The sequence below is a fragment of the Streptomyces sp. NPDC053673 genome (assembly GCF_055585225.1).
The window spans coordinates 1-23,850 of sequence record NZ_JBVJKN010000049.1 but is presented as its reverse complement, the minus strand read 5'-3'; the positions used below and the strand labels follow the sequence as shown (position 1 = coordinate 23,850).

The window sequence follows — 23,850 nt, the reverse complement described above, 5'->3', positions numbered from 1 at the left end:
GAAACCGGTACGTAGCGCCACACGCCAAAACATCGTGCGCGGAGGACCGCAGTGCCGGATCATGTCGCCATGACTGCCAACCCTGAGGACGCTCTGCCGATCCGGCTCAACGTCGACGACAGCGATTCGCCGTCGGACGTCGTCGACGCGCTGTTCCTCGGCCGCTTCGCGACGGGCGAGCAGCCGTATTCGCACAGTTCGACGATCGACCGCGTCAAGCCCGGCGCCACACTGCTGCCGCCGGGCGCCCGGGTGCTGCGCGCCGCGCGCGACGACGACCGCAGCGCCACCCTCGCCGACGGCGACGGCTGGACCCTGTTGATCTCCCGCTGGAGCCGTGGTGCCGACGTCACCGTCACCGCGGTCAGCTCAGAGCTCGCCGAGAAGATCCACCAGCAGGCCACGGACGGCGCCCAGGACGAGCCGGAGCCGCAGCCCGAGAACGTGACGATGGGCTTCTGGTACGTGTCGCCGCGCCGTGGCCCGTACCGCACCACCCGCCAGATCAGCGCGGGCACCTGGACCGAGATCAGGTCCAACTACACGGCGCCGGTGGCCGATGCGATGGACCGGCTGATGAAGGTGACGCCCGACGACATCGCGGGACGGCTGCTGCTGTTGCACGGTCCGCCGGGTACGGGCAAGACGTCGGCCCTGCGGACGCTGGCCCGCTCCTGGCGGGACTGGTGCCAGGTCGACTGTGTGCTCGACCCGGAGCGGCTGTTCAACGATGTCGGCTATCTGATGGACATCGCGATCGGCGAGGACGAGGGCACGGCGAAGGGCCGCTGGCGGCTGCTGCTCCTGGAGGACTGCGACGAGCTGATCCGCGGCGAGGCCCGGCACACAGCGGGCCAGGCACTGTCCCGCCTGCTGAACCTGACGGACGGGCTGCTGGGCCAGGGCCGCAACGTGCTGGTCGGCGTCACCACCAACGAGGACCTGGAGCGGCTTCACCCCGCGGTGGTCCGGCCGGGCCGCTGTCTGGCGCGCATCGAGGTCGGCTCGCTGACCCGCAACGAGGCGGTGTCCTGGCTCGGCACCGAGGAAGGCGTGGGCCGCGAGGGCGCGACGCTCGCCGAGTTGTACGCGCTGCGACGCGGGACGACCCCGGCGTCGGTCCCGTCGCAGCACGACGGGGCGGACGCGGGGCTGTATCTGTGACGCAGGGCGCGGGCAGTCGTTCCGCTGTGGGTCCTCCCAAGACTTTGTCCTGGGAAAGGAACGACTGCCCACCACGAGGTCATGCCTCGTACGCCGCCCGTAGCGCGTCCTCGACCGCCGACGCCGCGTCCGCCCGGGACAGCCCGAGACGGTGGGCCTGCTCGGCGTACGCCTGAGCCGCCGCCGCGGCCTGTCGTTCCGCCGCTTCGCCCGCGGCGGCGACGAAGGTGCCGTTGCGGCCGCGGGTCTCGATCACCCCGTCGCTCTCCAGGGCGCGGTACGCCTTGGCGACGGTGTTCGCCGCGAGCCCGAGCTCCTCCGCGAGGCCCCGGACGGTCGGCAGTTTGTAGCCGACGGGCAGCCTGCCCGAGCGGGCCTGTGCCGAGATCTGGGAGCGGAGCTGCTCGTAGGGCGCGGACGCGGAGTCCGTGTCGATGACGATTTTCAAGGTCACGGAGTGATTGTCGCGCACTTCGGCCCACCGCCGGAAAATGGGAGGCATGCGCGCGGGGCTCGCGCGTAGCGTGCGGATTCATGACTGTGATCGTCCGGGATTTCCGCCCCGAGGACGCCGAGGGATTCGCCGTGGTCCGGCGCGCAGCCCTCCCGTTCATGCTGGCCAGCGCCGCATCCGTGAGCTTCGACGTGACGCACGCGCACCCCCGCGCGCGATACCGGCCGTTGGTCGCCGAGGAGAACGGCGAGATCATCGGCACGGCGCAGGTGGGGCTCGCGTACGACAGTCCGGAGCCGGGGGTCGGCTACGCGAATGTCTACGTCCATCCGGAGCGGCGCGGGCGGGGCGCGGGGGCGATCATCGTGCGTGCCGCGGAGGAGCACCTCACGGAGGCGGGCGCGACGAGCGTCTACTCCTGGGTGCTGGACGAGCCGGCGAACCGTGCCTTCGCCGAGCGCTGCGGCTACCGGGCGAGCCGCTCGGCGCACTTCCTCCGCCTCGATCTGGCCGGCGGGGACCTCCCGCCGCTGCGGACGCCACCCGCCGGTGTGCGGATCCTCTCCGGCGCCGATTTCGCGGCCGACCCGCGGCCGCTGTTCGAGCTGGACGCGGAGACGATGGCGGACGAACCGAGCGATGTCGGTGTCGAGTTCACGGACTACGGGCACTGGCTGACCGAGACCTGGGGCCATCCGCTGGTCAGCCGCGAGCTGACCTCCGTCGCCGTGGCGGACGGCCGCCCGGTGGCGTTCAGCCTGGCCCGTACGGACGGCTCGACCCGCTACGGCACGGTGATGACGGGCACGGCCCGCGCCTTCCGCGGGCGTGGGCTGGCCAAGCTCGCCAAGAACGACTCGCTGCACCGCGCCCGCGCCGCCGGGTTCACCCAGGCCTTCACCGGCAACGACGCCGGCAACGGCCCGATGCTGGCGATCAACAAGTGGTTCGGCTACGAGATCTGCGCGACGGAGGTACGGCATGTCCGCACGCTGGGTTGACGTCGTCCTGGTCAAGGCCGGCCGTACGAAGATCAGCTACCCGGCGGAGGTCGTCTCCGACGACGGCAGCCGCATCACCGTCCGGGCGCCCTGGGCCGGTGCGGGCGTACGGGACTTCGGGTTCGTCCGCTTCGAGCCCGGTGACGTCTTCACGGAGCACTACTGGCGGGACCGGTGGTACGCCGTGAAGGAGGTGCGCGGGCCCGACGGCACGCTGAAGGGCTGGTACTGCGACATCACGCGGCCGGCCGCCGTCTCCGGTGACGAGCTGGTCGTCGAGGATCTGGACCTGGATCTGTGGGTGTCGGCCGACGGTACGCAGATCCTCCGGCTGGACGAGGACGAGTTCGCCGAGAGCGGCCTCGCGGTCGCCGATCCGCGGGCCGCCGAGGAGGCCGAGCGCGCTTTGGACACGCTCGAACTCCTCGCCCGGGAGGGCCGGTTCGTCACGCTGATCGACCGGCAGCCGTAACCGGGAGCGGCACCGCCCGCTGCGGCAGGCCGGGGTCGTACGCGATCGGGTCGTCGTCCTCGTGCCAGTGGACGACGAACCGCTCCCCCGTGCGGTACGCCTCGAACCCGGCTCTGCAGTAGGCGACCATGTCGTCCGGGAGCGCGGTGAGCGGATGCCATGCGAGTTCGGAGCACTTGTGGGGCTCCCGGTTGTACGGCTCGCCGCCCGTGCCGTATTCCGCTTCGAAGAACCAGCCCGTCCGGGGCGGATCTCCCGGCCCGCGGTGCTGCATCACCAGCGCGACGCGCAGATCGTCCGGCGCCAGCTCGATCCCGATCTCCTCGAACGCCTCGCGCGCCATCGCCTCGCGCACGTCCTCACCGTCCTCGACGTGCCCGGACGGGCCGTTCCACAACCCGTCCCCGTATCCGGTGCCCGCCCGGCGGGCCAGCAGGACCTCGCCGCCCCTGCGCAGGACGAGATGGACGTCCACGACCTCGCTGTGCCGTCGGGACGGTGCCATGTACGCCACCAGTGCGTACCGCTCGTCGTCCACCGCACGGCCCCACAAGGCCGGGTCCTGCGAGAGCCGTTCGAGCCGGACGTGGCCGGTGAGCGGTGCGAGCGCGGTGGTCAGCCGCTGCGCCGGCAGCCCGGTCTCGCCCCAGACCCCCTCGACCAGCACCAGCCGCCCTCCCGGCCGCAGCAGCGCGGCCCACCGGCCGAGCGCCGCCTCGGGGTCGGGCAGCGCCCACAGGACATGGCGGACCAGGACGACGTCGAACCGCCTCTCCCCCACCGGGGGCCGGTCCGCCGGGCCGACGAGCACCTCGGCGCTCGTACCCGCGAGCTTGCGGCGCGCGGCCGCGGCCATGCGCGGCGCGAGATCCACGGCGGTCACCCGATGGCCGTGCTCGGCGGCGAGGAGGGCGAGGCTGCCCGTACCGCACCCCAGGTCGAGTACGACCGACGGCTCGCCGGGCAGCCAGTCCGCCATCCTCGCGGCCCACGCCGCGCGCACGGCAGGATCCAGCAGCCCGTGATCGGGCTCGTTGTCGAAGGTGTCCGCGGCAGCGTCCCAGTCGATCGTCGTCATGCGTCCGATCCTCGCAGCCACCACTGACAACGGGCCGCTCAGCGCAGGGGCTTGCGGTAGTGGATGCGGTCGTAGGGGCCTTCGACGCGCCGCTCGACGACCTGGTAGCCGTACCGCGCGTACATCTTCTGGTTCTCCCACATCTTGGCGTTGGTGAGCAGCCGGACCTCGGGCAGGCCGAGCTCCCGTGCGTGCGATTCGACGAAGGCCAGCAGGCGCCGGCCCAGGCCCGTGCCCTGGGCCTCGGGGTGAACGGCGATCGAGTCCAGGTAGAGGTGGTCGGGACCGGGGATCAGCACCAGGACGCCCATCACCGGGGCGCCCGTGACGTACACCCTCCCCGCCGCCACGTTGGCTGCGTGGTCCGCCTCCATCGGGGCCGGTACGAGTCCGATCCGCTCGATGTAGTGGTGGTAGGCCGCGTCGGTCACGGCCTTCACGCGCGGTATGTCGGCATCGGCGGCGGGGAGGATGTCGTCGGTCATGCCGTCACATTACGACGGCGAGTGATCAGCTTCTTGAGCAAGGGCCACGCCAGCAGCACCGCGATCACGGCGTACACCGTCACCGAGAACGGGGTGTTGACCAGGCCGGTCACGCTGCCGTCGCTGATCTGGAGCGCGCGGCGCAGCTGCTGCTCGGCGGCCGGGCCGAGGATGACCCCGATGACCGCGGGGAGCACCGGGAGCCCGTACCGTCGCATGCCGAAGCCGATCAGGCCGATGATCAGCAGGATCACCAGGTCCAGCGTCTCGCCGCCCACCGCGTACGCGCCGACCGCCGCGAAGAACAGGATCCCCGCGTAGAGGTACGGCCGCGGGATCCGCAGCAGCTTCGCCCACAGCGGTGCGAGCGGCAGGTTGAGCGCGAGCAGCAGGACCATGCCGACGAAGAGCGAGGCGATCAGGCCCCAGACCAGGTCGGGTTCGCGTTCGAAGAGCAGCGGTCCGGGCTGGATGCCGTACTGCTGGAAGGCGGCGAGCATCACGGCCGCGACGGCGGTCGTCGGCAGCCCCAGGGTGAGCATCGAGACGAGCGTGCCCGCGGCGGAGGCGGACGCTGCCGACTCCGGTCCCGCCACGCCTTCGATCGCGCCCTTGCCGAACTCCTCCTTGTGCTTGGAGAGCCGCTTCTCGGTGACGTAGGAGAGGAATGTGGGGATCTCCGCGCCGCCGGCCGGGATCGCGCCGAACGGGAAGCCGATCACGGGTCCGCGCAGCCATGACTTCCAGGTTCTGCGGACGTCGGACCTGCCGAGCCACGGCCGCCCGACGGGAATCGCCTCCCCGGCCGTGCGTCGCAGATGCGCGGCGACCCACAGCGCTTCGCCGATCGCGAAGAGTCCGACGGCGACGATGACGACGTCGATGCCGTCGGCGAGCTGGAGCGAGCCGAAGGTGAGCCGCTGCTGCCCGGTCATCTGGTCCAGGCCGACCAGGCCGAGGGTGAGTCCGATGAGCAGCGAGGCAAGCCCTCGGATTCTCGACGAGCCGAGCACGGACGTGACGGCGATGAACGCCAGCACCATGATGGCGAAGTAGTCGGGTGCACCGATGTCGACGGCGAGTTCGGCGACGGTCGGGGCGAGGGCCACCAGCAGGGTCGTGCCGATCATGCCGCCGGCGAAGTGACCGACGGCGGCCGCCGCGAGCGCCTGTGCGCCGCGGCCCGACTTGGCCATCGGGTTGCCTTCCATGGCCGCGACGACGGCCGCGCTCTCACCCGGCGTGTTGAGCAGGATGGATGTCGTGGAGCCGCCGAACATCGCGCCGTAGTAGATGCCGGCGAACATGATGAAGGCGCCGGTCGGTTCGAGTCCGTACGTGACCGGCAGCAGCAGCGCCACCGCCATCGCGGGTCCGATGCCGGGCAGGACGCCGATCGCCGTGCCGAGCAGCACGCCGAGCGCGGCCCAGAGGAGATTGACCGGCGTCAGCGCCGTCCCGAAACCGTCGAGGAGGGAGTTGAGCGAATCCATCGGCTAGAGCACCCCCATCAGCGGGCCACCGGGCAGCGGAACCCCGAGCAGGTTGTTGAAGACGAAGAAGGTGACGAGGGAGAGAACGGCCGCGATCAGCGGGTCGCGGTGGAGGTGGCGGCTGCCGAGCGCGTAGGCCGAGCCCCAGAAGAGCAGCGCCCCGGAGACGGGGAACCCGAGCGGGCCGATGAGGACGGCGCCCGCGAGGAAGACCCCGGCGAGCAGCAGCACCGTACGCCAGTCGCTGGGCTCGGACAGGTCGATGTCCTCGCCGCTCTCGGATTCTCCGCGGCCGCCGCGCAGTACGTCGACGGCGAGGAGTACGGCGACAAGGAGCAAGCCGGCGCCGACGACGACGGGTACGGTCCTGGGCCCGATCGGACCGCGCTGTGCGATGTCGACGTCCATCGTGAGCGCGTCCGTCAGCACGAGCACCCCGATGAGGAACAGCAGCAGGCTGACGCCGAGTTCCGAGTGTTCCCGCACCCAGGAGTGGCGTGACGCCTTCGTGGCGCCGGTCGTGGTTTCGGTCGTGGTTTCCGTGCTGCTCACAGCCCCAGCTCCTTCAGCACCGAGTCGACGCGCGTGTTCTGCTCGTCGAGGAACTCGCCGAACTCGTCTCCGGGCAGGAACGCGTCGTCCCAGCCGTTCTTCTTCATCGAGTCCTGCCACTGCTCGGAGTCGTGCAGCTTCTGGACGAGGCCGATGAGCTTGTCGCGTTCGGCGTCGGAGATCCCGGGCGGGGCGACGATGCCGCGCCAGTTGGTGAAGTCGGTGTCGAGTCCGGCTTCACGGAGGGTGGGGGCGTCCAGTCCGGGCACCCGCTTCGGGCCGGTCACGGCCAGCAGCCGCAGCTCCCCGGACTTGATCTGGTCGAGGTACTCGCCGACGCCCGAGACGCCGAAGGCGACCTTGTTGCCGAGGATCGAGGCGAGCAGTTCGCCGCCGCCGTCGAAGGGGATGTAGTTGACGGACTTGGGTGCGATGCCCGCGGCCTGCGCCATCAGCATCGGGGCGAGATGGTCGGGCCCGCCGGGCGATGAGCCGCCGCCGACGGGCAGCTTGCCCGGGTTCTTCTTCCAGGCGTCGATGAGGTCCTGGACGGTCTTGTACGGGGAGTCCTTGGCGACCACCACGATGTCCTGCTCCTCGGTGAGCCGGGCGATCGGGGTGGTGTCGGCGAGACTCTTCGGCGACTTGTTGGTGTGGACGGCGCCGACGACCCCGAGGCCCATGGACATGGCGAGCTTGCCGTTTCCGTGCTCGCCGACGAGCCGTGTCAGGCCGACGGTGCCGCCGGCCCCGGGCAGGTTGAACACCTCGATGTTGTGGGTGAGCTCGGCGTCCTCGGCGTTCTTGGCCGCCGTACGGGCGGTGATGTCGTAGCCGCCGCCGGGCGAATTGGGGACCATGAAGCGCAGGCCGGGAATCTGGGTGCCGGTATCGGCGCCACTGCCGGTGGTGAGCAGCGGCGGGCCCACGAGCACCAGCAGCGCCGCCCCGAGCAGAGCGAGTGGAGTGCGCAATCGCACGCGTGCCGCCTTTCGAGCAGAGCAGGGACCTTGTGAAGTGGCCCACATGTTGCCTGCGCGTTAAGAAGCTGTCTCTCTTCCGGAATCAACGGACGTTGTGGTCCTTGCGGTCGCCGCCTAGCGTGTCGGCGTGACGCTGTGCTTTCCCGGGGGACCGCCCCCGGACCCCCGGTCGAAGAGCAGAAACCCAGGGCTGACCGGGCCGGCTTCGCGAGGTGACTCCCGGTGAACGTGCTGGTGGTGGACGACGACTTCATGGTCGCGAAGCTGCACAGCCGCTATGTGTCCGTCATGCCCGGTTTTACGGTCGTCGGGGTGGCGCACAGCGGCGCCCAAGCGCTGCGCGCGGCCGACCGGCTCCGCCCTGATCTCGTGCTGCTGGACATCTATCTGCCCGACATGGACGGCATCGGGGTGCTGCGCGAGCTGCGCGCGGCGGAGGGGCGCGACAAGGACCGGCAGCCCGCCGACGTCCTGTTCATCACGGCCGCCCGGGACGCCGGAACGGTCCGCACCGCACTGCGCGCCGGCGCCCTCCACTATCTGATCAAGCCCTTCAGCCAGGCGGCGCTCCAGGAGCAGATGCGGCATGTGGCGTCCCTGCGGACCCGGCTCGACGCACTGGACGAGGCCCGCCAGGAGGACGTCGACCAGATCTTCGGCACCCGCCCACCCGGCTCCCGCGAACTCCCCAAGGGCCTCGCCGCCCACACCGCCGACCTGGTCGACCGCATCCTCCGCGCCCATCCCGAGGGTCTCTCCGCCTCGGAATGCGCCGAGGCGGGCTCCCTGTCCCGGGTGAGCGCCCGCCGTTACCTCGAGTACTTCGCGGAGACGGGGCGCGCGGAGGTGACGCTCAAGTACGGGGGGACGGGGCGTCCGGAGCGGCGGTACCGGCGGCTCGGGTGAGAAATCGGTTGCCTGTCGGCGATGGTGGTGGATGCAATGTCCGGCATGGCCACGCAGGTGCGCCCACCACGGCGAGATGAGATGAACGCGTACTACCGGGCCTTGCCACTCTGCGAACCGGGCGAACGGCAACCGGATCGTCACACGGGAGACGCCGACGCATGAACACACCACCGTCGCCGGCTGGAGCGGAGCGGACTGACGGATCGTCCGTCCGGATCGGCGCTCTCGTTCCGCTGACTCGGCCTGGCTGGGTCGAGGCAGGCCACCACTTGCTCGCCGGCCTCGAGCTGGGCGTTCGCGAAGTCAATGACGCCGGCGGGATCGTCGGAAGACCACTCGAGCTGGTGTTCCGAGACACCGCGGCTGATCCACAGAGGGCCGCGGCGGCCGTGGATGAATTGGCCCGCCTGGGCGTGGCTGCCTTGGCGGGGGAGTATCACAGCGTCGTCGCTCGCGCCGCCGCCGCCAGGGCCGACGCCCTCGGCCTGCCCTTCCTCTGCTCGTCAGCGGTTCTCGACGCGCTCACCGAACAGCCAACGCAGTGGGTCGCGCGCCTCTCCCCGCCGCAGTCCCGCGGCTGGCAGGTCTACGCAGACTTCCTCCTCAGCGCGGGCCACAGCCGAATCGCCGTAGCAGCCCAGCCGAGTGTCTACTGGGCATCCGGGACCCGCATTCTGCGGGACTGCCTCGCCCCACGCGGCGGCACCGTCATCGAACTCGACATGCGCGCGCTCACGCCCACGGCCGTGTGCGACGAACTCGTCGACAATCGCGCGACAGCCCTCCTTCTCCTGGTCGGCCACCCGGAGCCGGCAGTGCCGATCGTCAAGGCTGTCCGCCGCGACCAGCGCCTCGCCGAGATCATGATCGGTGCTCCGGCCGGGCAACCGGAGTTCGCCGAATGGGCGACGTTGCTGGGCGACGACGGCGCCGCGATCCCGTTCCTGCGCTACCTGCCCGAGCACCTCGGCCCACTCGGTGCACGAGTCGGGACGGCCCTCCGCGAGCGGCTGGCCGAAGCGCCCTCCTTCGTCGCCTTCGAGGGCTACGACACGGTCGCCGTCCTCGCCGATGTGCTGCGTTCTCACGGCGCGGACCGGACGCGCACTGCCGATTCGTGGCCGCGCGTTGCCGTCGAAGGCACCCGCGGGCAGATCCGGTTCTCCCGCACGCCAGGCATCAGCGTGTGGCAATGGGCTCGGACGCCGATCCAAGTCGTTGATCGAGATCCGGCGGAACCCGATCGCTTTCGGATCCTTCACACCGGCTGAGAGAGTGCGGAGGTCCGACTGCCCAGTTCTGTCCGGACTGAGGCTGTCCACCTCCTTGATGTCGTGGTGCTCGTAATCGGCGAACGCGGCGGCCAGCGGGGTGGGGTGGCCTCGGGGCCGAACATCCGCAGCAGGTCGTAGGCACGGACCTGGTGGTGGTGAGCGATCGGCCGACGCGGAGCTGTCGGGCCTCCTTCGGCATCTACCCGGCTTAACGCCGGGCGACGCTCCTGTCTCCGCCCCGCTCCGCCCGGCCGTCGGACACGGCACCCCGAGGGCATGCGCGCCATGCTGAAACACCTGGGTGAGCCACGGCATCCTCGTAGAACCCGGGCCCGGCGAGCGCCAGGCCCGGGGCCGACGCGTGAGTCACGATCGTTTACGCCGGGAGGGCGTGGCGCGGACCGCCCCCCAGGGGCGCAAGACGGCTGCGTCCCTGGGCTTTACGGCACGTCAGCTCACCCGAGTCACGTGCCGTCGACGCAGACGGCCCAGACAGTGATGTTGATGGAGGTGCCGGTGGCGTTGCGGTAGGTGCCGGTCCATGTGGTGTTGCTGCTCGGAAAAGTCTCCATGACATAGAGACCGCTGCTGGCGAGGACGGCACTGTCCAAGCCCCCACCCATGACCACCTGGCCAGCCTCCGGACAGCTCACCGAGATGGTGCAGATGTTGTCACCGGTGCACGGCACGGTGTTGGAGACCCTTTCGTACCCAGTGACCGGGCCAGAGCCCGTGGCGCCCGTCGCTCCGGTGGCCCCCGTAGCGCCAGTCGCCCCCGTCGCTCCGGTGGCCCCCGTAGCGCCAGTTGCCCCCGTCGCTCCGGTGGCCCCCGTGGCGCCGGTCGCCCCCGTGGCGCCGGTGTCTCCCGTCGGGCCGGCCGGACCGGTGTCTCCCGTCGGGCCGGTGTCTCCCGTCGGGCCGGCCGGACCGGTGTCTCCCGTCGGGCCGGTGTCTCCCGTCGGGCCGGTCGGACCCGTCGGGCCCGTAGCTCCAGTTGCCCCCCTGCACTTGTCTCGGCCGCTCTGAACGCGCGAAAGACTGTCTTCATGGGGGTGCTTGTCGCAACGACGGTCCGCAAAGAGGCCTGCAGGGGCAGTCTCGGCGCCCGACCGAGGAGCGGGGCCCGTCGCAAGCGCGGGTGTGACCAGGTCGAAACTCAACAGAGCCGTCACGGCCATGAGGCCGCCAGCCAGCACTTTTGTACCGCGCGGAAGGGGCCCGAATCGGGGTCGAGCACGCATGACTGACCTGCTTTCGTCGTGGGATGTCATTTCCGGGGTGGCAGGGCGCGTCCTTCGGTCGTCCACGATCATGATTCGGCAATGTTCCGTTGCGTGCAGTGCGGAGCAATCCAAATGGGTTCACCAGCAGTGCCCCGCCCCCGCGCCGGGGGTGAGGCTGCTCGAGGGCGAGCCTCCGAGGAAGTGCCGGGGCCGTGCCTATGTCAGGCCGTGCAGTTGTTATCCAGGGCGTCGGCGATCTCGGCGGCGAGGCCGTAGCCGGGGTGTCCTCGAGCTGCTCCCCGGCCGTGGCCGGGAAGCTACCCAAAGGCGAGAAGACTCGCTCGCCCCCGGGCGCCCGTGGCGCACGGCTACAGCCACGAGCCGGGCTGGCGCCGAGGTGCCAGGCTGCGGTACAGCAGTGAAGTACAGCAACCCCGTCGACTGACCTTGGACCGCCCGGGCTCCGGATGCCCTGGCGAGGCCGGTTCGGACATCGATGACCGTTCTGCATAGAGCTACGGATCAGAAGGGGGTTCACCCCTGGCACCCATTGCCGCTGTTCAGGCCGCCAACAGCCTCCAGAAGCACGGTGATTCCCAAGCTCAGAGCTCAGGGGCGGTAAGGCAGCGGGATCTCGTGGACTTCCAGCGCAGCGGAGTAGCGCGCGAGCAGCACGTCGAGGTCGTCCAAGAGAAAGCCGGCAGTTTCGCGGGCTCCAGCCACGTCGCCCTGGTCGAAGGCCTCCACTACTTCAGCGACATCGCTGCGGAGGATGGCGAGAGAGTCACCCTGGATCAGTACACCGGGGAAGCGGCGACCGGCCAGGCGTACCACTGCGTTGTTGCCACCATCCGTGAACAGCTCAGCCTCGACACGCTCCATACGGCCATCCAACCTGACATCACCAGGTGACATCAACGGCAGCGGACAGACCCCCGGCGCGACCGTGAACGGTCATGCCCCAGGACCCAACGCCTGGAGGAGCACAGTCGGCATCCGGTGCAGGCATCTCTCCGCATGTCCACCGGAGCCGTGTTCCCTCCGGCGCCAGCCACGTCGGGGAGCCAAACGAGGAGCCAAACGAGGCGGCACAAGGTGGTTCACCGTGGACGACCACGGACGCCGGCACCACGAACGCCGTGGTCAGACCACCACACTCCGCAGCGTTCCTCAGCCCCCTCTTTCCCCACCCTTAAAGCGAGCATAAGGATCGCCATCACCCCGTCCCAGCAGGCGATTTCGCGGTTTCGAGGGACTAGCTTGCTGATCGCCGGGGCGGGGTTCGAGCGTCGGTGCCGCTGATGGTTCCGGGGGGCTGTGCCGCCGCAGCGGACCCCGCGCCTCGGATCCCCCTCCCCCATACGCCGCTGTTGAAGGAGATCGTCACCATGACCGCTCGCCGTAGGGCCGCCGCCGTCGCCGTGCTCGGGGTCGCGCCGCTCGCGTTGACCGGGCTGGCCGCATCCCCGGCCGCCGCGCACGGGTCGATGACGGATCCGGTCAGCCGGGTGTCCGCCTGTTACGCCGAGGGCCCGGAGAGCCCGCAGTCGGCGGCGTGCAAGGCGGCGGTCGCGGCCAGTGGGCCTCAGGCGTTCTACGACTGGAACGAGGTCAACATCGCCAATGCGGCGGGCAACCACAAGCAGCTGATTCCGGACGGCAAGCTGTGCAGTGCGGGCCGGGACAAGTACAAGGGACTGGATCTGCCGCGTGCGGACTGGCCGTCGTCGAAGCTCGCTGCCGGGAACCACACGTTCCGTTACAAGGGCACCGCCCCGCACAAGGGCTCCTTCGAGCTGTACATCACGAAGGACGGGTACGACCCGTCGAAGCCGCTGAAGTGGTCGGACCTGGAGGCGCAGCCGTTCGCGAAGGTCACCGACCCGAAGCTGGTGAACGGGGAGTACGTCTTCGACGGCGTCGTGCCGGACACGTCCGGGCGGCACCTGATCTACTCGGTCTGGCAGCGGTCCGACTCGCCCGAGGCGTTCTACACCTGCTCGGACGTGGTCTTCGGCCAGGACAACGGTGGCTCCGCGCCCGGTGGCGCGCCGGCGCCGACCGCGTCCGCGCCCTCGGAGGAGCAGATCGAGGACGGCACGGACAAGTCCACGGTCGACCATGGCGGTCACGGCGGGGACGACCACTCCGAGCAGCCGTCGACGGCTCCGGAGACCACGGCCGCCCCGCAGACGGAGACCACGGAGGCCGCGGACACCGTCAACACCCCCGCTTCCAACGGTGCCGTTGAGAACCTCGCCGAGACCGGCGGCGACAGCAACACCGCGTACCTCGCCGTCGGTGGCGCCGCCGTCCTCGCGCTCGGTGCCGCGGTCATGTTCGCCACGGCCCGCCGCAAGGCCACCCCGGCCGGCGGTCGTCACAGCCGCTGACGCGGGCGGCACGGCGGTCATGCGTTCATGCCCGGCTCACTCCATGTGTGCCGGGCATGAGCTCCACGCGAATGCCGTCTCCCTCGTTGATGACGTACGTCGTGCCCGTCTTCCGGTTCCAGCCCACCGGCAGCAGGTAGCCCCCTGGGTCTGGCGGGCTTCGGCGCCGTTACCTGCACGGTGGAGCCAACGGGCGCGGCGCACCCGTTGTCGGCAAGCCAACTCTGCTTGCCGGCAACGGGTGTTGATCCCGGAGGGATGTGGAAGGGACCTACTCGAAGACCGACGCGCAGGTCGTCGCCTTCGCGTGCGCCGGGTCCAGCGCGTTGGCCACCTCGTGGAACGCGATCAGGTCGAGCAGCCCGATCGCCACGTGCTCCGAGAGGTCAAGGGCACACAGATCCTGGAGCGTTACGTTGCGGACGTCCGGTCCGTCGAGGAACCCGGAGCGGTACGGGGTGACGACCTCGTCGTACTTGGTGGCGATGACGGTGTAGCGGACGCCCGGGACCGTGTCCCCGCCCGCGTTGAGCTTGGTCAGGAACGCGGAGCCGGTCATCTGGTCGGCGAGGCCCGGGGTCTTCGAGCTGAGCAGGTCCGCCGCGCCCGGGAAGTACTTGAGCAGGCCGGTGAGCCCGTTGAGCGTGGTGCCGTGGTTGTCGGGCGCCAGGCCGATGAGGGCGTTCACCTTGTCCGCGCCGCCCAGGAACTTGAGGTAGTGGCGCGGCATCATGCCGCCCTGGGAGTGGCCGACCAGATCGGCCTCGACGGCTCCGGTCGCGGCGAGGACCTTGTCGACGTACGCGTCGAGCTGCTCGGCCGACTTCTCGATGGGGCCGAGGCCGTAGAAGAGCGGTACGCCGGGCAGCTGGCCGTAGTCGAGCGAGAAGACGCAGTAGCCGCGCTTGACGAGGTACGGCGCGAGGGCGAGCCAGTTGTCCACGGAGTTCCCGAAGGTGCCGTGGACGAGGACGACGGGGCGGGGGTGGGCGGCGGACGGCTTGCACGAGTAGTTGTTCCATCCGCTGCTGGGCTCGGCGGCGGTGGCGCTGGCAGTGGCGGCCGGAGCGAGTCCGATCGCCACCGCCAGCAGGACGGCGGTCAGCGGTCTGAGGGCACGCTTCAAGGACAGCATCGTGCGTTCTCCTTGCGGCTCAAGGGAATTGCGAGGCTGATGTGGGGATGTGGGGATTCACCCTGCGGCCCGGACCACAAGAAGAGGGCTGTACTCATGTCAACGTACGCGCGAGTAACTAAGAGTGGGAAGTTACGCGTCGGTAAAAACTGAAGAACCGTCAAGATCGGTGTCTGTTCGGTTACTCACAGACACAGAGCATCGGGTCGGCAAGCCCCTGAAAGGCCCGTGGGGGCCCGTGGGAGGCTCATGAGCACCCATGAAGGCCCATGGAAGACTTCCCCGGCGGACTGTGCGCGGCGCTACGCGGCGAGCGAGCCGGGAATGACCGCCCGCGGGCCGTACTTGGCGCGAGCCCGGTCGGCCACCGCCTCCAGGCGGCGGGCCTTCTCGTCGGCCGGGTCGAAGGTGAGCTGATGTGCGGCCCGCTCGGCGGGGATCAGTCCTTCGGCGCGGAGCGCGAGGGCGCGCACCCGGGCGCGCTGCAGGCCGAGCGCGTCGAGGAGCCGGTACGCGGCGCCGGTGAGCGCCGCGGAGTGCGCGGTCGGCTCGGTCAGGGCGCGCGACCTGGTGGTCGTGGTGCGGTCGGCGTAGCGCACGGTGAGCGTCAGCGAGCGGCACACCTGGCCGTCGCCGCGCATCCGGGCGCCCAGTTCCTCGGCGAGCGAGAGCAGGGCACGACGGTGCCGGTCGCGGTCCAGTTCGTCGCGGGGGAAGGTGCGTTCGGCCGCGACGGAGCGCGCGGCGGCGTTCGGGACGACCTGGGTGCGGTCGATGCCGTGGGCCTTCTCGTACACCTCGCGCCCGGCGCGCGCGCCGAGGATCCGCTGCAGTACGGCGAGGGGCGCGGCGGCGACCCGGTCGACGGTGTCGAGCCCGTATCCGCAGAGGGCCCGGGCCGTCGCGGGCCCTACGCCGTGCAGCGCGGCGACCGGCCGCCCGGCGAGGAACTCCGCCGCGTCGCCCACGACCAGGGTCGTGCCGGGCCCGGCGTCACGCGCCGCCATCCTGGCCAGCAGCGGGTTCGGGCCGGCGCCGATCACACAGTCGGCCCCGTACAGGGCGAGCGCCCGCACCCGTATCACGGCGGCGAGCCCGGCGGCATCCCGCCCGAAGTACCGCAGCGCGCCCCGCACATCGGCGAGCGCCCCATCGGGCCCCACCGCCTCCACCACCGGGGTGAACGCCCCGAGCAGCCCGAGCAGCCCCGCGTACGCGGCCGCGTCCGGCGCCGCCCCGTCCGCCCCGCGGAACCGCAGGTACAGAACCGATGTCTCTGTCGTCATCCCGCGCTCCCCGGACTCTGGTGCCACAACTTCCTCACCGCCGCGGCTCCTTCACCCGCGGGCCGGAGATCCGCCCAGGCGTTCATCTCGTAGCCGGTGGACATGCGGATGCTGCGGCCGGCGGCCGGAGCGGAACCGGCGGCCAAGCCGGTACCGGCGGCCGGGCCGGTGGACGCGTCCGCCGCGGCCAGCCGCTGGGCCACCGCGTCCAGACCGCCCGTACGCCGGACCTCGATCAGGTCCGCGAGGTTCCACGCGGCGGAGCCGACCACGCTGAGGCTGCGGGGGCCGCGGCGCTGGACGACGCCGCGGACCAGCAGCAGCCAGGAGTGGAAGACGGTGTGCGCGCACGCTTCGTGGCTGTCGTCGAAGAAGGCCAGGTCGACCAGGCCCGTACCGTCGTCCAGGGTGGTGAAGATGACCCGGCGGCCGGAGCGGATCGGCGGGGTCTGGGTGGCCGCCTTGGCTCCCGCGACCAGCACCGTCGCCCCGTGCTCGACATCGCGCAGGCGCTTCGCGGGGATCGCGCCGAGTTCGTCGAGGAAGCCATGGTGGTCCGCCATCAGATGGCGGGACGCGTCCATGCCGAGAACGCCCAGTTCGGCGCTGAGCCGCTCGGCCTCGTTGAGGTCGGGCAGCCCGACGGACGCGGTCCTGCGGCCGCCTCCCAGGGGCAGTTGGCCACCGTGGGAGGCCAGGCCGCGCTGCGTACGGTGCAGTTCGGCGATGTGCAGCTGCAGATCGCGCCGGTTGGCGCCGAACGCGTCCAGTGCGCCGACCTGCGCGAGCCGTTCCGCGACCGGCCGCCCGGGACGGGCCCGCTCCCAGAAGTCCAGCAGCGAGGAGTAGGGCTGTCCGGCCTCGATCCGTGCCGCCTCCGCCTCACTGATGCCGTGGACGTCGGAGAACGCCAGCCGTAGACCCCACACCCCTTCCTCCCCCTTCTCTCCGGACGCCAGTTCGATACGGTGCGCGACCGCAGACCGGTTCACATCCAGCGGCAGCACCGGCACCCCCCGCCGCCGCGCGTCCGCCAGCAGCAGCCGCTTCGGATACATCCCGGGGTCGTGCGTGAGCAGCCCGGCGTAGAAGGCCGCGGGGTGGTGCGCCTTCAGCCACGCCGACTGGTACGTCGGTACGGCGAAGGCGACCGCGTGCGCCTTGCAGAAGCCGTACGAGCCGAACGCCTCGATGATCTCCCAGGCCCGCGCGATCACTTCGGCCGCATACCCCTTCCGCTCCGCCTGCCGCGCGAACCACGCCTTGATCTCCCCCTGCGACTCCGGATGGGAGAGCCCGCGCCGGACCCGGTCGGCCTCGTCCCGGCCACAGCCGGTCATGATGTTCACCATCTCGATGATCTGCTCGTGGAAGACCACCACTCCGTAGGTCTCTCCCAGAGGTCCGGCCAGATCGGGGTGCGGGAAGCGGACCGGCGCCCGTCCGTGCCGGGCCTCGATGAACGGCCGCACCATGTCCGCGGCGACCGGCCCCGGCCGGAACAGCGAGATGTCGACGACCAGATCGTGGAAGGTCGCGGGCTGCAGCCTGCCGACGAGATCGCGCTGGCCCGGCGACTCGATCTGGAAGCAGCCCAGCGTCTCCGCCGAGCGGATCAGCCGATACGTCTCCGGGTCGCCCGGCGCCACCTGCTTCGGGTCGTCCAGATCGAGCCGGTGGCCCGTCGCCCGTTCGATCTCGGCGACGGCGTGCGCCATCGCGGACTGCATCCGTACGCCCAGCACATCGAGCTTGAGCAGCCCGAGGTCCTCGACGTCGTCCTTGTCGAACTGCGACATGGGGAAGGGGGAACCACCCACGCCCGGAGGACTGTGGGGGACTTCACCGCTGGTCGGCATCACCGGCGTACGCCGCAGCAGCGAGGAGTCCGAGATGAGCACCCCGCACGGATGCATGGCGACGCCGCGCGGCAGCGCGTCCAGTCCTTCGACCAGCTCCCAGAGCCTGCTGTACCGGCCCCCGTCAGGCCGGTACTCCCGTGCCACCTCGCGCAGTTCGGGCAGCTCCTCCATCGCCGCGCGGGCATCGCGGGCGCGGATGTGCGGGAACGCCTTGGCGAGCCGGTCGATCTCGGCCGGGTCCATGCTCAGCGCGGCGCCCACGTCCCGGATGGCGTGCCGCACCCGGTAGGTCTCGGGCATGGCGACGGCCGCGACCCGCTCCTCGCCGAAGCGGTCGATGATCGCGCGGTACACCTCCAGCCGGCGCGCGGACTCGACGTCGATGTCGATGTCGGGCAGCGCGAACCGGCGTTTGGACAGGAAGCGCTCCATCAGCAGATGCTGCTCGACCGGGTCGGCGTGCGCGATGCCGAGCAGGTGGTTCACCAGGGATCCGGCGCCGGAGCCGCGCGCGGCGACCCGGATGCCCATGCGGCGGACGTCGTCGACGACCTGAGCGACCGTCAGGAAGTAGGTGGCGTTGCCGTGATAGGCGATGATGTCCAGCTCGGAGTGCATCCGCTCCCAGTACTCGCGCGCTTTCGGCATCCGGTCGTAACCGCGCAGCACCATCCCGGCGGCGGCGCGGGAGGCGAGGACGCGCTGCGCGGTGCGCCGGCCGGCGCCGACGAGATGCGGCTCCGGGTAGTAGGCGTACCCCATGCCCAGGTCGCCCTCGGGGTCGACGAGGCACTCGGCGGCGGTCTCCTCGGTGACGGCAAGCAGCCGGTGCGCCGCGTCGCGCCGCCATCCGGCGGCCTCGGCGATCAGCTCGGCCGCGCGGACCATGTCGTCCGCGCCCTTGAGCCAGCGCTCACCGCTGTCGAGTCCCCTGGCCGGGTCGACCGGGACGAGCCGGCGGGCCGCGTCGAGGACGTCCGCGACCGGGCCCTGGCCGGGGTCGGCGTACCGTACGGCGTTGCTCAGTACGGCCCGTACGCCCTGCTCGGCGGCGAAACCGGCGGTGCGGGCGGCGAGCCGCAGCGAGCCGGGGCCCGTGCCCGCCAGACCGTGGTGCACGGTTTCGAGGCGCAGTGCGTCGCCGTACCGCTCCCGCCAGGGCGCGAGCAGCCGGGCGGCCAGGTCGGGGCGGCCGGCGGCCAGCGCCCTGCCCACCTCGGAGGCCGGCCCGAGCAGCACGGTGAGTCCGGCGGGGCCGCTCAGGGTGGGCCAGTCGACGGAGGGCCGGCCGTCGGCGGTGTGGGCGGCGGTGATCAGCCGGCAGAGCTCTGCCCAGCCGGCGGCGCCGTCGCGGGCGAGGAAGGTGACCCGGGGTGCGGACTCGTCGATGAAGGCTCCGCCCTTGGCGGGTGTGCGCCGTCGCGCGGCGGCCGTGGGCTCGTGCTCCCGTACGGCGAGCTCGGCGCCGAACAGCGGGCGCACTCCCTCCTTGACGCAGGCCTTGGCGAAGCGGACCGCGCCCGCGACGGTGTCGCGGTCGGTCAGGGCGAGGGCGCCCATGCCCCGTTCCGCGGCGCGCTCGACCAGCCGTTCCGGATGCGAGGCCCCGTACCGCACGGAGTATCCGGACGCGGTGTGCAGATGCGTGAAACCGGGCACCCGCACCTCCTGGATCAATCCGTTCTCACCTCCCCACCTCCACCATAGACCAAGTTTCGAACATTCGTGCGATCCCTGTGGGGCCGGGCGGGGAATCCGTCGTTCGACCCCGTCCCACCTGCGCACATGCCTGGTCCGGTGCTGGGTGCGCTGCCGGGCTGTGTGGCGCGCCGTGGGGCCTCGGACAGGCCCCAGGTCGTCGCCTGCCGGCGAGGCACCCACCGGCGAGGCGGGGCGGGGCCCCGGACCGGTGGAACCCCGCCCCGCCGGGGTGATCAGACCGTGTGCACCACCTCTCGGCCGACCGCTCCGGCAGGCCCAGGAGGAGATGGACCGGGGCCGGCAGCGGGACCTTGAGGCGCTCCTCACCGAGGGAGTGGACCGGGCCGGCTTCGTGCCCGGCCTCGACGAGCCGGGCCGCCCGTCGGAACTCCTCGCGCTGCTCGACGGGTTGGGCACCCGGGTGGCGCCGGGGCAGCGGGGCGCCGACCGGCGCCAGGCCCTCGCCTCGGCCCGCTCGGCGGCGCAGCGCCTGGTCGAACGCGCCTGAGCCCGGTCGGCCGAACGCGCCCGACCCCTCCCCCGGTCCGCGGTGCCTTCGGGCGAATGTCGGGCTCGGTACGTTGGCCCGGGCGCCGCCGGTGGTACGAGTCGGGGCGATGCCCAGGCAATCCGCGCAGCGACGACACCGGATCCGCACGGCGCGCCGCGCGGTGCGCGGTCCCGCCCGCCCGGTGTCCCGCTCCCCCGGGGAAGCCGCCGGGCCGAGTACCGGCCCACCGGTCTCCCCCGTGCTGCGGATCGCCGCCGCGTACGCGTGGCGGCTCCTGGCGGTCGGCGCCGTCGTGTACGCCCTCTTCATGATCCTCGGGCGCTTTCACGAGATCGGCGTCGCCGTCTTCCTCGGTCTCGTCGTCACGGCGGTGCTCCGGCCGGTGGCCGATCTGCTGGCCCGCCGGCTGCCGCGACCGCTCGCCGTCACCGTGGCGCTGCTCGGCAGCATCGTCGTCGTCCTCGGCATCCTGGCCCTTGTGGGTGAGACGGTCGCCCATGAGCGGGTCACGCTGCAGCGGGAGTTCGGCGCCGGGATCGGACGCATCGAGAAGTGGCTGGAGCAGCCGCCGTTCCGGCTGAACCCCGAAGCCCTCACGGACCTCCAGTCGAGGATCGGGCAGTTCCTGTCCGAGCACCGGTCGAAGCTGATCAGTACGGCGCTCAGCGGCGCGGGCCGGCTGGTGGAGGTGCTGACGACGGTGGCGCTGGCACTGTTCTGCTCGGTCTTCTTCCTGCACTCGGGCGACCGCCAGTGGGGCTGGTTCTGCGAGCAGTTTCCGGTGCCGGCCCGGAACCGGGTGGCGGTGGCGGGGCGCGCGGCATGGCGGACGTTCACCGGATACACCCACGGCATCGTGCTGGTGGCGGCGACCAACGCGATCCTGGTCGGGCTGGCGCTCTTCGCCCTCGGTGTCCCGTTGGCGGTGCCGCTGGCACTGCTCGAGTTCTTCGCCGCCTTCGTTCCGCTGATCGGCTCGCCCATCGCGCTCGCCGTCGCCGCGATCGTGGCACTGGCGGCCAAGGGCCCGGTCATCGCCGCGGTGGTCATCGCCCTGATCGTGGTCATCGGCCAGATCGAGGGACATGTGCTGCATCCGATCGTGATGGGCTGGGCCGTCCGGCTGCATCCGGTCGTCGTGGCGCTCTCGGTCATCGGCGGGGCCATCGCCGCCGGGGTGATCGGCGCCGTCGTGGCCGTACCGGTGGTGTCCGTGATCTGGGCGGCCCGCCAGGCACTGCGCGCCACACACGGCCAGGGCCTGCCTTCTGGATCAGGCCGGGCTGATCCGGCCTGATCCAGAAGGCAGGCGCCGAAGGCCCGGCCCGCCCCTGAGGGCGGCCCGGGCCTTCGGCTCAGCTCGGGGCGGTTCCCCCGGCGTCAGCCGATCTCGGCGCCGAACGCCTCCAGCGCCTCCGGAACCGGCTGGAAGAACGTCTCGCCGCCCGAGGAGCAGTCACCGCTGCCGCCCGAGGTCAGACCGATCGCGGTGTCGCCCGCGAAGAGCGAGCCGCCGCTGTCGCCGGGCTCGGCGCAGACCGTCGTCTGGATGAGGCCGTTGACGATCTGGCCGTTGCCGTAGTTCACGGTGGCGTCGAGGCCGGTGACTTCGCCGTCGTGCACCTGCGTGGTGGAGCCGCTGCGGGAGACCTGCATGCCGACGGTCGCCTCGCCCGCCTTGGTGATCTCCTGCGAGCCGCCGTCGTAGAGGTTCACGGCGCTCGGGTGCTCGGTGTCGCCGCTGTACTTGACGAGCGCGAAGTCGTTCTCGGGGAACTGCGAGTCGACCATGGTGCCGATGGCCGGGCCGCCTGCCGACTCGGCCCACTCGCTGCCGGCCTCGCCGCAGTGGCCGGCCGTGATGAAGTGCGGCTCGCCGTCCTTGACGACGTTGAAGCCGAGCGAACAGCGCCCGCCGCCACTGTGGATGGCGTCACCACCGGCGATGAAGGGCTTGAACTCCCCGGCCGTCTTCTTCAGTTCCGCCTTCGTGCCGAGCCCCTTCACGACTCCCTCGAGCTTCGCCCAGTCGGCGCCCTTGACCGTGCGGTCGGCCGTGACGACCACCTTGTTGGTCACCGGGTCGGTCGCCCAGGAGGTGCCGGGAATGGTGGCACGGTCGGTGAGGGTCTGCCGGGCGGACTTCAGCTCCGCCAGCGAGTTCTCGACGATTCTGGCCTTGCCGCCCGCCTTGCGCACGGCATCGGCCGCGGCCTCGTCCACCACATTCATCACCAGGGCCTTGGCCTTGGTGTCGTAGTACGCGCCCGCCGCGTCGCCGCCCAGGTCCTGGCCCAGGGTGGAGGCGAGGTTTCCGGCCGCTGTGGCCGACAGTGTCTTGACGGTGAACGAGGGCTTTTCCTCGCTGGCGTTCGCAGTCTGGAAGGTGATTCCCGCGGCAACGAGTGCGGCGACGGCTCCACCTGCCATCGCCGCGCGCCTCTTGGGTATACGTCGGTGGTTCAACATCGACCTCCTGTGGGGGCCGCATTCGGGCAAGTGGGGTGCCCGGACACGGAGGATGGGGAGCCCACTATTCCGATACGCGCCGGTAGCACACAAGGTCGACTTCAGGACGCGCACACGACACCACCAATGCGCCCTCTGCTTCTTCACTACCGGCGGTCACCACAGGTCGGTTTCGTTTGCGAACACCCCGTGCGACAGGGCCATGGGCAGCCCGTAAGGACTAGTCCTGTCCAGATCTCGACGGGGAACGGGCTCACGGAGGCCTTCCGTACACCGCCCCTTGATGGGTAATCATCGAAGAGGCGGGGAATGCCAGGACAGTATTGCTGTACACGGCAAATACGAAAGAACCGGACCCGATGGCGAAGGAGGCGGCGGGTGCGACGTCGGGTGCGCGCGTCGGACGGGCGGCATCTGATGGTGGAGCGCCTCGGGGACCCGCGGGGCAGGCCCGTCTTCCTGCTGCACGGCACCCCGGGCAGCAGGCTGGGCCCGGCCCCGCGCGGCATGGTGCTGTACCAGCGCGGGATGCAGCTGATCGCGTACGACCGGCCCGGCTACGGCGGTTCGGACCGGTTGGCGGGCCGCAGCGTGGCCGATGTGGTCCAGGACGTACAGGCGATCGCCGACGCCATGGGGCTCGACCGGTTCGCCGTGGTGGGCCGCTCCGGCGGCGCGCCGCACGCCCTGGCCTGCGCCGCGCTGCTGCCCGACCGGGTGACGAGGGCCGCGGCGCTGGTGACGCTCGCGCCGCGGGACGCGGACGGTCTGGACTGGTTCGAGGGAATGGCCGCCTCCAACGTCCTGGAGTACACGAGGGCCACCGTCGACCCGGACGGGCTCACCGCGCGGTTCATCCTGCGTTCGGCGGAGATCCGGCGGGATCCGGTCAGACTCCTCGACGATCTGCGCCGGGAGCTGACCGACTCCGACCGGATGGTGGTCGCGGACGCCGGTGTACGGACGATGCTGCTGCGCAACTACCAGGAGGCGCTGCGTACTTCGGCGTACGGCTGGATCGACGACGCCCTGGCGTTCTGCAGCCCCTGGGGGTTCGACCCCGCGGACATCACGTCGCCCGTGCTGCTGTGGCACGGCGAGAAGGACGTCTTCTCGCCGGTCGGCCACTCCCGCTGGCTGGCTCAGCGCATCCCGGGCGCGACGGCCGTACTGGAACCGGCCGCCGCGCACTTCGACGCGCTGCACGCCCTTCCCCGGATCCTCACCTGGCTGCTCGCCCCGCTCTAGGGAGTGTCTTCAAAGTCCCGTCTGCCTTCGGGCGGACGACGCTCCTTCGAAGACACTCCCTAAGCTTGTTCTTTAACCTCGCGCCGCGTCGGACGGTCGCGCGGTGGGAGAAACTTTGGTGCGTGTCGGGGGCAGACTGGTCAGACTCACGGCATGA

At 71.1% G+C, this 23,850-nt stretch carries 21 protein-coding genes; 9 read left to right on the top strand and 12 right to left on the bottom strand.

Annotated elements, in window-relative coordinates; genetic code table 11:
* The first annotated feature begins 69 nt into the window (after positions 1-69).
* Complete coding sequence (locus ACZ6ZQ_RS35820; RefSeq protein ID WP_469772707.1) at positions 70-1,164, top strand: DUF5925 domain-containing protein; 1,095 nt, start codon at positions 70-72, stop codon at positions 1,162-1,164.
* A gap of 79 nt (positions 1,165-1,243) precedes the next feature.
* Here ACZ6ZQ_RS35820 and ACZ6ZQ_RS35815 read toward each other — a convergent pair whose 3' ends face one another.
* Positions 1,244-1,618: a GntR family transcriptional regulator gene (locus ACZ6ZQ_RS35815; RefSeq protein WP_469772706.1), complete on the bottom strand. Its 375-nt coding sequence runs from the start codon at positions 1,616-1,618 to the stop codon at positions 1,244-1,246.
* Between the two features lie 80 nt (positions 1,619-1,698).
* Between ACZ6ZQ_RS35815 and ACZ6ZQ_RS35810 the strand changes: the two genes are divergently transcribed.
* Both ACZ6ZQ_RS35810 and ACZ6ZQ_RS35805 read left to right on the top strand, forming a co-directional pair.
* Entirely contained in the window at positions 1,699-2,619 is a 921-nt protein-coding gene (locus tag ACZ6ZQ_RS35810) for a GNAT family N-acetyltransferase (RefSeq protein ID WP_469772705.1), read from the top strand.
* Complete coding sequence (locus tag ACZ6ZQ_RS35805; protein ID WP_469772704.1) at positions 2,600-3,091, top strand: ribonuclease FAU-1 family protein; 492 nt, start codon at positions 2,600-2,602, stop codon at positions 3,089-3,091. Before ACZ6ZQ_RS35810 ends, ACZ6ZQ_RS35805 begins: the two co-directional genes overlap by 20 nt.
* On the opposite strand, the gene ACZ6ZQ_RS35800 is transcribed toward ACZ6ZQ_RS35805, so the two are convergent.
* The 5 genes from ACZ6ZQ_RS35800 to ACZ6ZQ_RS35780 are packed head-to-tail and all read right to left on the bottom strand — an operon-like array spanning position 3,066 to position 7,679.
* Positions 3,066-4,169, bottom strand: coding sequence for a methyltransferase domain-containing protein (locus tag ACZ6ZQ_RS35800; RefSeq protein ID WP_469772703.1), 1,104 nt, complete (start codon positions 4,167-4,169; stop codon positions 3,066-3,068). The two genes, ACZ6ZQ_RS35805 and ACZ6ZQ_RS35800, sit on opposite strands and share 26 nt — an antisense overlap.
* Before the next feature lie 38 nt (positions 4,170-4,207).
* Positions 4,208-4,654, bottom strand: a complete 447-nt coding sequence (locus tag ACZ6ZQ_RS35795; protein WP_469772702.1) for a GNAT family N-acetyltransferase — start codon at positions 4,652-4,654, stop codon at positions 4,208-4,210.
* Entirely contained in the window at positions 4,651-6,147 is a 1,497-nt protein-coding gene (locus tag ACZ6ZQ_RS35790; protein WP_469772701.1) for a tripartite tricarboxylate transporter permease, read from the bottom strand. The genes ACZ6ZQ_RS35795 and ACZ6ZQ_RS35790 overlap by 4 nt, the downstream gene beginning before the upstream one ends.
* Positions 6,148-6,150: 3 nt before the next feature.
* On the bottom strand, positions 6,151-6,699 hold the full coding sequence (locus ACZ6ZQ_RS35785) for a tripartite tricarboxylate transporter TctB family protein (RefSeq protein ID WP_469772700.1): 549 nt from the start codon (positions 6,697-6,699) through the stop codon (positions 6,151-6,153).
* The gene (locus ACZ6ZQ_RS35780; protein WP_469772699.1) at positions 6,696-7,679 is read right to left on the bottom strand and encodes a Bug family tripartite tricarboxylate transporter substrate binding protein; all 984 of its coding nucleotides are present in this window, start codon (positions 7,677-7,679) and stop codon (positions 6,696-6,698) included. The genes ACZ6ZQ_RS35785 and ACZ6ZQ_RS35780 overlap by 4 nt, the downstream gene beginning before the upstream one ends.
* A gap of 231 nt (positions 7,680-7,910) precedes the next feature.
* Here ACZ6ZQ_RS35780 and ACZ6ZQ_RS35775 point away from each other — a divergent pair, with 231 nt between their 5' ends.
* Positions 7,911-8,588: a response regulator gene (locus tag ACZ6ZQ_RS35775; RefSeq protein WP_469772721.1), complete on the top strand. Its 678-nt coding sequence runs from the start codon at positions 7,911-7,913 to the stop codon at positions 8,586-8,588.
* A gap of 161 nt (positions 8,589-8,749) precedes the next feature.
* Positions 8,750-9,862, top strand: coding sequence for an ABC transporter substrate-binding protein (locus ACZ6ZQ_RS35770; RefSeq protein WP_469772698.1), 1,113 nt, complete (start codon positions 8,750-8,752; stop codon positions 9,860-9,862).
* A 467-nt stretch (positions 9,863-10,329) separates the two neighbouring features.
* Here the strand turns inward: ACZ6ZQ_RS35770 and ACZ6ZQ_RS35765 are convergent, their stop codons facing one another.
* Entirely contained in the window at positions 10,330-10,476 is a 147-nt protein-coding gene (locus ACZ6ZQ_RS35765) for a hypothetical protein (protein ID WP_453657367.1), read from the bottom strand.
* 1,221 nt (positions 10,477-11,697) lie between these two features.
* A complete protein-coding gene (locus tag ACZ6ZQ_RS35760; protein WP_469772697.1) occupies positions 11,698-11,970 on the bottom strand; it encodes a DUF6959 family protein in 273 nt (90 codons plus the stop codon).
* A 506-nt stretch (positions 11,971-12,476) separates the two neighbouring features.
* Here ACZ6ZQ_RS35760 and ACZ6ZQ_RS35755 point away from each other — a divergent pair.
* The gene (locus ACZ6ZQ_RS35755; protein ID WP_469772696.1) at positions 12,477-13,481 is read left to right on the top strand and encodes a lytic polysaccharide monooxygenase auxiliary activity family 9 protein; all 1,005 of its coding nucleotides are present in this window, start codon (positions 12,477-12,479) and stop codon (positions 13,479-13,481) included.
* Between the two features lie 271 nt (positions 13,482-13,752).
* On the opposite strand, the gene ACZ6ZQ_RS35750 is transcribed toward ACZ6ZQ_RS35755, so the two are convergent.
* From ACZ6ZQ_RS35750 to ACZ6ZQ_RS35740, 3 genes are all read right to left on the bottom strand, one after another.
* Positions 13,753-14,616 carry an esterase/lipase family protein gene (locus ACZ6ZQ_RS35750; protein ID WP_469772695.1) on the bottom strand — a complete coding sequence of 288 codons (864 nt, stop codon included), beginning with the start codon at positions 14,614-14,616 and terminating at the stop codon, positions 13,753-13,755.
* Positions 14,617-14,918: 302 nt separating this feature from the next.
* A complete protein-coding gene (locus tag ACZ6ZQ_RS35745) occupies positions 14,919-15,902 on the bottom strand; it encodes a DNA polymerase Y family protein (protein WP_469772694.1) in 984 nt (327 codons plus the stop codon).
* Positions 15,899-19,441, bottom strand: a complete 3,543-nt coding sequence (locus ACZ6ZQ_RS35740) for a DNA polymerase III subunit alpha (protein ID WP_469772693.1) — start codon at positions 19,439-19,441, stop codon at positions 15,899-15,901. Before ACZ6ZQ_RS35740 ends, ACZ6ZQ_RS35745 begins: the two co-directional genes overlap by 4 nt.
* Positions 19,442-19,751: 310 nt before the next feature.
* On the opposite strand from ACZ6ZQ_RS35740, the gene ACZ6ZQ_RS35735 reads away from it, so the two are divergent.
* Entirely contained in the window at positions 19,752-19,973 is a 222-nt protein-coding gene (locus ACZ6ZQ_RS35735; protein ID WP_469772692.1) for a hypothetical protein, read from the top strand.
* Between the two features lie 109 nt (positions 19,974-20,082).
* Positions 20,083-21,273: an AI-2E family transporter gene (locus ACZ6ZQ_RS35730; RefSeq protein WP_469772691.1), complete on the top strand. Its 1,191-nt coding sequence runs from the start codon at positions 20,083-20,085 to the stop codon at positions 21,271-21,273.
* A gap of 83 nt (positions 21,274-21,356) precedes the next feature.
* Here the strand turns inward: ACZ6ZQ_RS35730 and ACZ6ZQ_RS35725 are convergent, their stop codons facing one another.
* Positions 21,357-22,442, bottom strand: a complete 1,086-nt coding sequence (locus ACZ6ZQ_RS35725) for a S1 family peptidase (protein ID WP_469772720.1) — start codon at positions 22,440-22,442, stop codon at positions 21,357-21,359.
* A gap of 381 nt (positions 22,443-22,823) precedes the next feature.
* Here ACZ6ZQ_RS35725 and ACZ6ZQ_RS35720 point away from each other — a divergent pair, with 381 nt between their 5' ends.
* The gene (locus ACZ6ZQ_RS35720) at positions 22,824-23,693 is read left to right on the top strand and encodes an alpha/beta fold hydrolase (protein ID WP_469772690.1); all 870 of its coding nucleotides are present in this window, start codon (positions 22,824-22,826) and stop codon (positions 23,691-23,693) included.
* The last annotated feature ends 157 nt before the right edge of the window (positions 23,694-23,850 follow it).

Coding starts and splice junctions, on each gene's coding strand:
- ACZ6ZQ_RS35760 (WP_469772697.1), bottom strand. CDS start 11,970: ATGGAGCGTGTCGAGGCTGAGCTGTTCACGGATGGTGGCAACAACGCA.
- ACZ6ZQ_RS35795 (WP_469772702.1), bottom strand. CDS start 4,654: ATGACCGACGACATCCTCCCCGCCGCCGATGCCGACATACCGCGCGTG.
- ACZ6ZQ_RS35735 (WP_469772692.1), top strand. CDS start 19,752: ATGGACCGGGGCCGGCAGCGGGACCTTGAGGCGCTCCTCACCGAGGGA.
- ACZ6ZQ_RS35805 (WP_469772704.1), top strand. CDS start 2,600: ATGTCCGCACGCTGGGTTGACGTCGTCCTGGTCAAGGCCGGCCGTACG.
- ACZ6ZQ_RS35820 (WP_469772707.1), top strand. CDS start 70: ATGACTGCCAACCCTGAGGACGCTCTGCCGATCCGGCTCAACGTCGAC.
- ACZ6ZQ_RS35750 (WP_469772695.1), bottom strand. CDS start 14,616: ATGCTGTCCTTGAAGCGTGCCCTCAGACCGCTGACCGCCGTCCTGCTG.
- ACZ6ZQ_RS35790 (WP_469772701.1), bottom strand. CDS start 6,147: ATGGATTCGCTCAACTCCCTCCTCGACGGTTTCGGGACGGCGCTGACG.
- ACZ6ZQ_RS35730 (WP_469772691.1), top strand. CDS start 20,083: ATGCCCAGGCAATCCGCGCAGCGACGACACCGGATCCGCACGGCGCGC.
- ACZ6ZQ_RS35745 (WP_469772694.1), bottom strand. CDS start 15,902: ATGACGACAGAGACATCGGTTCTGTACCTGCGGTTCCGCGGGGCGGAC.
- ACZ6ZQ_RS35755 (WP_469772696.1), top strand. CDS start 12,477: ATGACCGCTCGCCGTAGGGCCGCCGCCGTCGCCGTGCTCGGGGTCGCG.
- ACZ6ZQ_RS35770 (WP_469772698.1), top strand. CDS start 8,750: ATGAACACACCACCGTCGCCGGCTGGAGCGGAGCGGACTGACGGATCG.
- ACZ6ZQ_RS35800 (WP_469772703.1), bottom strand. CDS start 4,169: ATGACGACGATCGACTGGGACGCTGCCGCGGACACCTTCGACAACGAG.
- ACZ6ZQ_RS35810 (WP_469772705.1), top strand. CDS start 1,699: ATGACTGTGATCGTCCGGGATTTCCGCCCCGAGGACGCCGAGGGATTC.